This is a genomic window from Acinetobacter sp. C32I (assembly GCF_023702715.1).
GTDB lineage: Bacteria > Pseudomonadota > Gammaproteobacteria > Pseudomonadales > Moraxellaceae > Acinetobacter.
In genome coordinates this window covers 1-8,308 of sequence record NZ_CP098481.1, presented here as the reverse complement: position 1 = coordinate 8,308, position 8,308 = coordinate 1, and the positions used below count along the sequence as shown (strand labels likewise).

At 32.1% G+C, this 8,308-nt stretch carries 10 protein-coding genes; 7 read left to right on the top strand and 3 right to left on the bottom strand.

Going from position 1 to position 8,308, the window contains the following annotated elements:
* Positions 1-365 precede the first annotated feature (365 nt).
* The 4 genes from NDN13_RS19790 (at position 366) to NDN13_RS19775 (ending at position 1,972) form a co-directional block, all read left to right on the top strand.
* Entirely contained in the window at positions 366-674 is a 309-nt protein-coding gene (locus tag NDN13_RS19790; protein ID WP_200005406.1) for a hypothetical protein, read from the top strand.
* Positions 675-812: 138 nt separating this feature from the next.
* A complete protein-coding gene (locus NDN13_RS19785) occupies positions 813-1,205 on the top strand; it encodes a hypothetical protein (RefSeq protein ID WP_200005407.1) in 393 nt (130 codons plus the stop codon).
* Between the two features lie 28 nt (positions 1,206-1,233).
* On the top strand, positions 1,234-1,566 hold the full coding sequence (locus NDN13_RS19780; RefSeq protein ID WP_200005408.1) for a hypothetical protein: 333 nt from the start codon (positions 1,234-1,236) through the stop codon (positions 1,564-1,566).
* 145 nt (positions 1,567-1,711) lie between these two features.
* The gene (locus NDN13_RS19775) at positions 1,712-1,972 is read left to right on the top strand and encodes a hypothetical protein (protein ID WP_251118276.1); all 261 of its coding nucleotides are present in this window, start codon (positions 1,712-1,714) and stop codon (positions 1,970-1,972) included.
* 216 nt (positions 1,973-2,188) lie between these two features.
* Here NDN13_RS19775 and NDN13_RS19770 read toward each other — a convergent pair whose 3' ends face one another.
* A complete protein-coding gene (locus NDN13_RS19770; RefSeq protein ID WP_251118275.1) occupies positions 2,189-2,722 on the bottom strand; it encodes a plasmid replication DNA-binding protein in 534 nt (177 codons plus the stop codon).
* Between the two features lie 66 nt (positions 2,723-2,788).
* On the bottom strand, positions 2,789-3,712 hold the full coding sequence (repM, locus tag NDN13_RS19765) for a replication initiation protein RepM (protein WP_251118274.1): 924 nt from the start codon (positions 3,710-3,712) through the stop codon (positions 2,789-2,791).
* A 1,157-nt stretch (positions 3,713-4,869) separates the two neighbouring features.
* Here repM and NDN13_RS19760 point away from each other — a divergent pair.
* Positions 4,870-5,061 carry a hypothetical protein gene (locus NDN13_RS19760; RefSeq protein ID WP_251118280.1) on the top strand — a complete coding sequence of 64 codons (192 nt, stop codon included), beginning with the start codon at positions 4,870-4,872 and terminating at the stop codon, positions 5,059-5,061.
* 48 nt (positions 5,062-5,109) lie between these two features.
* Positions 5,110-5,313 (top strand): hypothetical protein, encoded by a 204-nt coding sequence (locus tag NDN13_RS19755; protein ID WP_251118279.1) that lies wholly within the window; start codon positions 5,110-5,112, stop codon positions 5,311-5,313.
* Positions 5,314-5,664: 351 nt separating this feature from the next.
* On the opposite strand, the gene NDN13_RS19750 is transcribed toward NDN13_RS19755, so the two are convergent.
* A complete protein-coding gene (locus NDN13_RS19750; RefSeq protein ID WP_251118278.1) occupies positions 5,665-6,615 on the bottom strand; it encodes a hypothetical protein in 951 nt (316 codons plus the stop codon).
* A 244-nt stretch (positions 6,616-6,859) separates the two neighbouring features.
* Here NDN13_RS19750 and NDN13_RS19745 point away from each other — a divergent pair, with 244 nt between their 5' ends.
* Positions 6,860-7,882, top strand: a complete 1,023-nt coding sequence (locus NDN13_RS19745; protein WP_251118277.1) for an Abi family protein — start codon at positions 6,860-6,862, stop codon at positions 7,880-7,882.
* The last annotated feature ends 426 nt before the right edge of the window (positions 7,883-8,308 follow it).

Here is an 8,308-nt window from a genome sequence, read left to right as displayed (position 1 = left end):
GGGATGACAGGAGTTGACCCTAGTACCAAATACGAAAAACCCCGACAGGATGTCGGGGTTTTTTATTGCCTATGATTTTTAAATCAGTTTAGATCTATCAAATTATGACTTACTAGACGAGTCCGATGCCCAAAGATTGAAATTTAAAAAAATAATAAGATAAAGATTGAAATTTAAAAAAATTAAGTATATACATATTGTATATACAAATTAAGTATATTTTTTCAACAATAATTTGTTTTTCAACGCCAAAATGCTAATATTCATCAAATTTTTATTGACTATGTCACACAATTATTAGATATTTATACACATGTTGTATATACAAAACGTATATATATTTTTATTGTGGAGTGTTAATATAGATGTCTGGTGGTAATGATGATCCATTTTTAATCTCAGCTCGTGTCCGACAGAAGCTAGTCGATAAGCACAATGTAGTTCCTACAGAAGTTGAGCAATGTTTTTTTAATTTTAGCGGCACTCATTTTCTAGAAGATGAGCGTGAAGACCACAAAACTAATCCACCTACATTATGGTTTATTAGTGAAACTGATTCAGGGCGCTTATTGAAAATCTGTTTTATTCTTCATGAAAAGAGTCAAAAGTTTGCAATTAAATCTGCTTTTGATCCTAATCAAACTGAAATAGACATGTTCTTTAACGCTAATTAATGAAAAAGCACTCTAAAAGGTGGTGTTACACACTTTTTAGAGTGCTTTAGAAACTGAATGAAAATTATTCAGTTATCCATCGAAATGTACTTATTCAAGTGCCGTGCAGCTAACACGATTAAATAGTTAGGTAGAGATATGAAAAATAAAGATCAAGTTCAAGCAATAATAGAGTCACTTGAGCTAGATGATGAAAACTTATGGGAAAGTAGAGAGTTAGGCGGAGATCCTAATTTCGTAAAGGCTTCACCAGTTCCTGCTAGTTTTCATGAAATTTTAAATAAATCTAGCAATATGCAAATGATTTCTATTCGTTTACCGAAAGATTTAATTGCTGATTTGAAAGAAATTGGCTCAGCTCAAAAATTAGGATATCAAGCATTAATGCGTGAGGTTCTTAAAAGGTTTGTAGATGCTGAAAAGAAAATCATGTACAGAGAGCTAATGCAAGCTAATGAAGAGCTTGAAAAGAAACTTCATGAGGCTGAATTACTTTTGAAACAGCACCGCAAGACACGAAAGACAGCTTAATTATCTAAGTCAATTTAAAGGGGAAGATATGGAAAATAGTAGTTCAAATGATAAACCAACTGTATACGGCTCTATTGGTTTAGCTGTATTTTTGATTTTTTTTGGAATTTCTTATTTAATTCCAAATATTTTTCCTGAAGGATCTATGTTTGTGGTAGCTGGCAGCATAATTCTTTTAGTAAACTTAATTAAGTTATTGAAAAATATTGGCTGGGATGGATTTGAAGTATTATTTGGTATAGCCTTTCTAGTTTCAGGGTTAAATAAAGTTCTGAAATTAGAAGTAAGTTTTATACCAGTTATCATTATTGTATTAGCTTTATTTTACTTGTTTAAAAGTATTAAAGAGCTAAAAAAATAAAATATTCAGTTAGATTGAATTGAAAATTTATTTTAATAAGAACCCTGACAAAACGTCACGGTTCTTATTAAAAAATTATTTATATTTAATTTTTTACGATGTTTTTATTGGTTGAATAATATTTTTAACTTTAAAGAAGAATCCTATGACCAAAACGACCTATACCTTGAAAAAGAATCCTAATACAGATCAGTTTCATCTTTTTGAAGGCAAATTGAATCCACCTGATTCAGAGACGAAATGTTCATCTGAAAGTTTTTCAATTTGTGAAAAGATGAAATGGGTCTCTGGATCTAAGGATATCTCTTGTGAAGTGGATGAATCCATTGTGCGTGTTAAATGTGCTCAATTAGGCCGGTCTGTATGTGGTATATGTGTTAGTCATTTATATGCTGATCCAGAATAAATATAGTGCTGTCACATTAAGAAATTAAGTTTTTCTAAAATTAACATAATACGCCTTATGCGAAATACTTGAACTTTTCCTTTTCGCATCAATATCTTAAAGTAAGCCGTTCTTGGGTTCAGCGCACTGGAACGGCTTTTTCGTGACTATTCACGTTTCACACCTATTCTTTGATCAAAGGTTTACAGTTTTGATTAGGTCAGCTGAATAATGCTCTTAGCCGTTAGGCAAGAAAAACCGGCTTAACCACCCTCTTTTCGGCTGCTCTGGTTCAACATGCTCCGGCACTGGAATTCGCTTATTTTCACTAGACTCTGGTTCTTTTTGCGTCATAGCTGTGACTTCTTCATTTTCCTCTGTCATCTGAGTAGACTCTGGGTCGACAGACGTAGTGATATGAGGTTTTGGGGCCTCTAAAAGACGTTGCATAGCTTCAATTTGTTCTTGATAGAAAGATTCACGTTCTAATGATTGGTTTTCTCTAAGTAAAGCTTGATTCAATTGTTTTTCAAGTATGTCAACTTGTCGTTTTAACAAGTCAATTTCAGTCAAGTTTTGACTGTTAGTTGATTGACTCAAGTTGACATTGGATACTTTGTTTTGAGGTTCTCCAAATACTCTTAAAGCTTCTGAAAAGTCAATTAATCCATCAGAACCTTTTGACAAATTTCCTTTATTTATATGAGCATATATGGCTTGCCTTGAGTATCCATACAGTTTAGCTAATTCTGAAACTGATAATTTTTTCATATTGTAAATTGGGGGTTAAATTGAGTTAATACTTTACTGTTAAGTTGACAATGTCAATTTACAAATCTATTTAAATCCTAATTCTTTAAGATATGGAGAATATTCTTTAATTTTTTTAGGATCTGTTAAGTCTCCAGCTATTCTAATTATAAAGTCATCATAGCTTTCACCAGCTTTACTATATTTTGATGCGAATGTGGGTTCATAAGCTAACTTACCAGAGAACAAAAAAATCTGTTTATCTGTCAATTGGCCAATCAGCTCTAGCTGTTCGCTCCTTGCTTTAGAAATATTTTTAACTGATGTCTTTGGCTTAAATGAAAAACTATAGCCTGAAATTGATCGCCCAGTTTTATGCTGTTCAGACTTAACTTTGATGTCTGTAAAAGTATTGATTTGGGATATAGCTATATCTAGAACTCTTCTTTTGAAATTATCTGAGCGTGTGTATTCATCATCCGCAATACCAAGTTGCTGCCTAAATTCTGAAATCTCAAATATTGGAGTTTGACCAGTGGTGCGCCAAGCAACTAATAGTTCGTAAAGTCTAGTGGCATATCTGCTTGTCAATTGACTTACTTGCTTTAATTCATAGCTAGTAAACCGTTCCTCAAGCCTTGTAATTAATGGGACGACAGCTGGTGAAAAGATAAGACTTACTGATGCTTCATTATCAATATAGCTAATTTCGCTTACCCAACGGCTATGAGTAGTTTTTACATTCCCTTTATCTGTTAAAGATTGATAAGTAAATCTCCTATCAAATAAGACCTTACTTGCCTCTTTCAAAACAGCATAAGCCGTATGTTTCTCTACACCGAAATTCTCAATATAGCTTGATGCATGAATTACTAAAGCATCATTAGCATTGATTCCTTTACCTGTTTGTCTGGCTTCAATAATTGCTAGTAGAACTAGCCTTTGCTCAACTAAATCAAGATTATAACTTGCATTAATTAGAGCATTATCTTTGACAACTAAGTCTTTCATTATTCTTATTACTACATTATTAAATAACGTAGTAATACTACATTAAATATTGAGGTAGTCAAATAGTCGATAAACGTAGTGATATGGGTCGATAAACGTAGTGATATGGGTCGATAAACGTAGTGATATGGGTCGATAAACGTAGTGATATGGCCTCTAAGACCATTGCTATTAAATACTTTTAGTCGAGCTAAAAGCATTAAAAAACTTTAAAAACAATTAAAAGCCTAGTCTAGTCAAAATTGCCCTTGGTTTTCGCTTCGCTCAAACTCTATTGAATCTCGCTTTCGCTCGATTCGGGGGCAATTTTTCGGTTAATTCCTTCGTGAATTTAAGAAAAAGCAAAAGCAACTCGGAATTCGCTTTGCTCATAGAACTTTATGCTCGCTTCGCTCGGTCTAGGCTCAAATTTCTGCATCTAAACTTCACCTTTTTAGGCTAATCAACCTAAAAAAGCAGTTTTTCAGAGGGTCAAAGCTCAAATTTTGGGGATGCCGCTCGTAGACACTCGCTTGGTTAAGAGTATCTAGTGGTTAATAAGCATTGTCTCATTTGCTTTCATTTGCGTTTAGAGACAACTTTTTTGTTTTTAGGTACTGATCTCTAGTTAAGGTTAAAATAAAGCGGCTATGGCGAAAATACAGCGTTTAAATTTGGTGTTTTTAAATTGTCCTCTAAAAAGTTCTAGCTCTAATTTCATCTCTTGTTCTAAATTTTGCTTCTGATCAGTAGATCAAAATGTTTTCTTAAGCTTTTTAAGTAAAAGTAATAATCAAGCACTATCTTTGTGGTCATTTCAGTCAACTGGTTTTTTTGGAAGTCGGTACATACCGACAATTTTTTGTTCACACACCACGCATCTAAAGATATAAGCCTGAAAGCCTTTTAAATAAAGGGTTTAGGCCCTTTTTTAAGTGAGAAATTGTGTACAAAATAATTGATAATTTTAAAACTAAGTTTTTTATTTATATAATTATTAGTTTGTACAAGGTCGTGTACAAAATTTCAGGATTTTTTCGGTGTAAGGATTTGAAAGTTATAGAGAATTATTTGTACACCTAGATCATACAAGGAGTGTACAGATTTTTGGTGAAAAATTGATTATAAGGTATTGAAAATTATCAAAAATAAGTGTGTACATTTTAAGGATAGCTGTTATGTCAACAGAGTTAGTCAATTCAGCAACTATCATTACTTTTCCTAAGTCATGTGGAATTTGTGAATCAAAGGAAAATGTTCAGCCTTTTGCGGGGCTAATGCTTTGTGGCTGCTGTCAGGAAAATATCAGGATCACTAATCCTGGTCTGTTTGCTGTTAATGAAATAATTGAACCTAAAGCCCAGGATTGATCCTGATTCGATCAAGCTTGGGTGTTTGAATAGAGGAGATCTAAAGATATGTATGACAGAGAGAAGCTACTTAGTGCCTTTAAAAGTGCTAAAGGGATTGTTGATCATGAGTTTTCCCAGGAAGTCATTGATGCCTGTCATGTTAAAGATCTGGCTAGACAGCAACGTATTTTAGAGGGTGAAACGACTTTTGAGGAAGAAGATGCTGTTTTGATGGCTGAATGGAGAAAATTGAATAATTCTTCGTGTTGAGTTCTATTTTTTATCAAAAAACAGCAAATTTCATCAAATTAAAGCAAATGGTTTTATCAAAAATACGCAACTAAAAGCAAAAATTAGCAAATAAGATCAAATAAAGGCAAAACCCAGATGTTGTATGTATCAAGTAAAGGCAAATATACGCAAACTGGAATTTGTATGGTGAGGCAAGATGTGTAATGTAATAGTACACGCAAGGTGAACTACTACATCACCGACAACAATTCGCTATTGCTCAACGTTGGATCTTTTTCTGCTGAGTTGTTTATTTAACACAAAGTATGAGATTTGAGTTTTAGATTAATTTATATATTAAACAGTAACTTATATCTAATTTTATGGGGCTTATTCCTGATTTGATAAGACCATTCCATAAGTGCTTACTGCTGTATGATTTAAGGAAATATTCCAAGTTTCAGAAAACCTAGGTTCAAAATTTAGATACGCTACAAATTTTCTTGATCCACCTCTTTGGCCTATCATTAATATTTTCCATTTATCAATAATTGGGTGCTGGATTCCTAATATTTCATCTAATATAAAACCAATTCGAGCTTTATCAATATTCGTACCATGTGTTTGACATATATCAAGAATATCTTCTAAAAGTAGGGTCGCATATGTTTTAAAAACACTTAAAACAGTTTCTACTCCACCACAGTATTGAGGTGTTCTTACCATATCTAAAAACAAAAAAGGAAGTTCCCTAACTCTTAAACCTTTTTGTTGCTCAAATCCTTGTAAGTTTTTCGTAGTAAAGACAATAAGCTCATGATCCAAGTATTTTTCTTCGGTAGGAAACCTAGGAATTAAGTCCAATAAGTCGTGTGCGTAAGTATCTTCAAAAAATGGGTACTCTTTTTCTGTTATTAGATGATAAAAAATTTCCTTCCAGGCTTTCCTATCAATAGTTGTAAAAAAAATATTCTTATGATTTCTAGAGGGAATTAATTTATGAAACTCCATAGCTGAAAGATATGAGATATAGCCTATAGGATAGATATCACAAATAATTTTAGATGCATCGAATGGGGCTTTATTGATATTGAGAAGGTATGTAGGGCCATGCATTTCATCGCCAATACTTTTTAATTGAGGATGAGATCTTAATTCGTATAAAACACTTTTAAACTTTTTCTTATAATGTTTGCTGTTATACCTTAAATCATTGATTTTTATATTATTATATTCTTTGTCACTCCAAATATTTAGAAAAATACTGTATAGCTCTTGTCTTGAAATCGCCATTTGGGAAGATTTATTGAAATTATCAAATAGAGCTTCTGAAAAAAACATATCTATACTGAATATCAAATATAAGTCCTTAGGACTTATATTTGATATTCTCCAACATGTCAAGAGGGTGTTGTTAAGTAGTTGTTTATAAATATATTTTTTTAGAAGATATAGCTTTTTTGTTTTTGTGAAGTTTCCAGTTTATCTTTTTTAAAGATAAACTGGATTTAACAACGGTACTTTCCAAGAGCAATCTGTAAGCGGAAGTACCTTTTTTTCGTCTTTAAAAAAGCTAATTAAAAAAATGTCTTTAAAACCATACGTTAAGCCTTTCCGTGATCAAGAGTATATGTATCGTAAGTTACATAAAGAGGGGCTGGTTATTGATGATAAAAAAGAACTAATAGATGCTATAACAGTGTTTAGTTATTATCGCTTTAAAGCTTATTTCATTCCTTTTCGACTATCAAAACTAAGTTTTAAGTATGCAACAGAGTTTAGTCTTATTGAAAAAAAAGTAGTGCCTTATCAATTACCTAAAGATTTTTTTAAAAAAAATATTCATTCCAAGCACTTAATTGCTTTGTATAAATTTGATGAAGCTTTAAGAGAAATGCTTTTTGGTTTAATTCAAAAAATAGAAGTACTTTTACGAAGTACATTTGATAGACATTTAAATAAAAATACCGCAAATAATTTTTGGTATTTAGACAATAGGCTATTTAAAGAAAATAAAAAAATTCATGGAACAGTAAACACTGTTAGAAGTTATTTTATTGAGTCGCAGGAAGAATTCGCGACATTTTTTAGAAAGAATTATTTTAATCCTTACTGTCCATTTTATAGAGATTTGCCTCCAGGATGGGTTGCTATTGAATTAATGACTTTTGGAAATTTAAAGTCATTTATGGAAAATGTTTCTGAGGAGACGAGACAAGAATATAAGTTAGATCGATATGCTAAGGCATTAAATGTTGCTAATTATCAAACTTTAGAAAATTGGATATCTTTGATTTTGGATGTACGCAATTGCTGTTGCCATCATTCACGTGTTTTTAATAGAAACTTTAGAGCACCTACCAGTATTGCAAGTAAAGTCACTATTCCTTTTGTAAAATATACAAACGAGCATGGGGTTCTTAAGGATCAACATAATAGGATTTATAGCTCAATTATTATTATGAATTTACTATTGAAAAAGACGAGCTATGGAAATATTGTACCTACAAAATTAAAGCAACTTTTTGTAGATCACCCAATAGGGTTAGAGTTTTTACCAGCAATGGGTATACCTGAGAAATGGTTTGATGACCCAATGTTTTCTTGATTGCTATAAGTTGATCGTAAAGTTTTTCTAAAATTAACATAATGCACGTTATGCGAAACTAATCTTAATTATTTTAATTAAATCAATAATTTGTGAATTTTACATAATCCTAAAAAACACTAAAAAGCCGACTCGGAAACAAGTCGGCTGCTTTTTAAGCAGTTTTGTCACTTTTAGCCAATAAAATTGGTTGAAAAACACTCAAGATTTCATTTTTCCTGATTTCTTAAGACTTCTCTGATGCTATTTTATCCCCATTTCCTGCGGACAAATCTTGGGATAAATCTCTGATAAAACCATGTACGTTTTGGCGTACATTCATTCCAGAAAATTGCCAATAGCCATACTCAGCTCAATTTCCTATCATGGACTCATCGAGAACAGGATGTTCCATATAACAACAATAAGATCAGCGACAGGACGCGA

Coding starts and splice junctions, on each gene's coding strand:
- NDN13_RS19790 (WP_200005406.1), top strand. CDS start 366: ATGTCTGGTGGTAATGATGATCCATTTTTAATCTCAGCTCGTGTCCGA.
- NDN13_RS19785 (WP_200005407.1), top strand. CDS start 813: ATGAAAAATAAAGATCAAGTTCAAGCAATAATAGAGTCACTTGAGCTA.
- NDN13_RS19780 (WP_200005408.1), top strand. CDS start 1,234: ATGGAAAATAGTAGTTCAAATGATAAACCAACTGTATACGGCTCTATT.
- NDN13_RS19775 (WP_251118276.1), top strand. CDS start 1,712: ATGACCAAAACGACCTATACCTTGAAAAAGAATCCTAATACAGATCAG.
- NDN13_RS19770 (WP_251118275.1), bottom strand. CDS start 2,722: ATGAAAAAATTATCAGTTTCAGAATTAGCTAAACTGTATGGATACTCA.
- repM (WP_251118274.1), bottom strand. CDS start 3,712: ATGAAAGACTTAGTTGTCAAAGATAATGCTCTAATTAATGCAAGTTAT.
- NDN13_RS19760 (WP_251118280.1), top strand. CDS start 4,870: ATGTCAACAGAGTTAGTCAATTCAGCAACTATCATTACTTTTCCTAAG.
- NDN13_RS19755 (WP_251118279.1), top strand. CDS start 5,110: ATGTATGACAGAGAGAAGCTACTTAGTGCCTTTAAAAGTGCTAAAGGG.
- NDN13_RS19750 (WP_251118278.1), bottom strand. CDS start 6,615: ATGTTTTTTTCAGAAGCTCTATTTGATAATTTCAATAAATCTTCCCAA.
- NDN13_RS19745 (WP_251118277.1), top strand. CDS start 6,860: ATGTCTTTAAAACCATACGTTAAGCCTTTCCGTGATCAAGAGTATATG.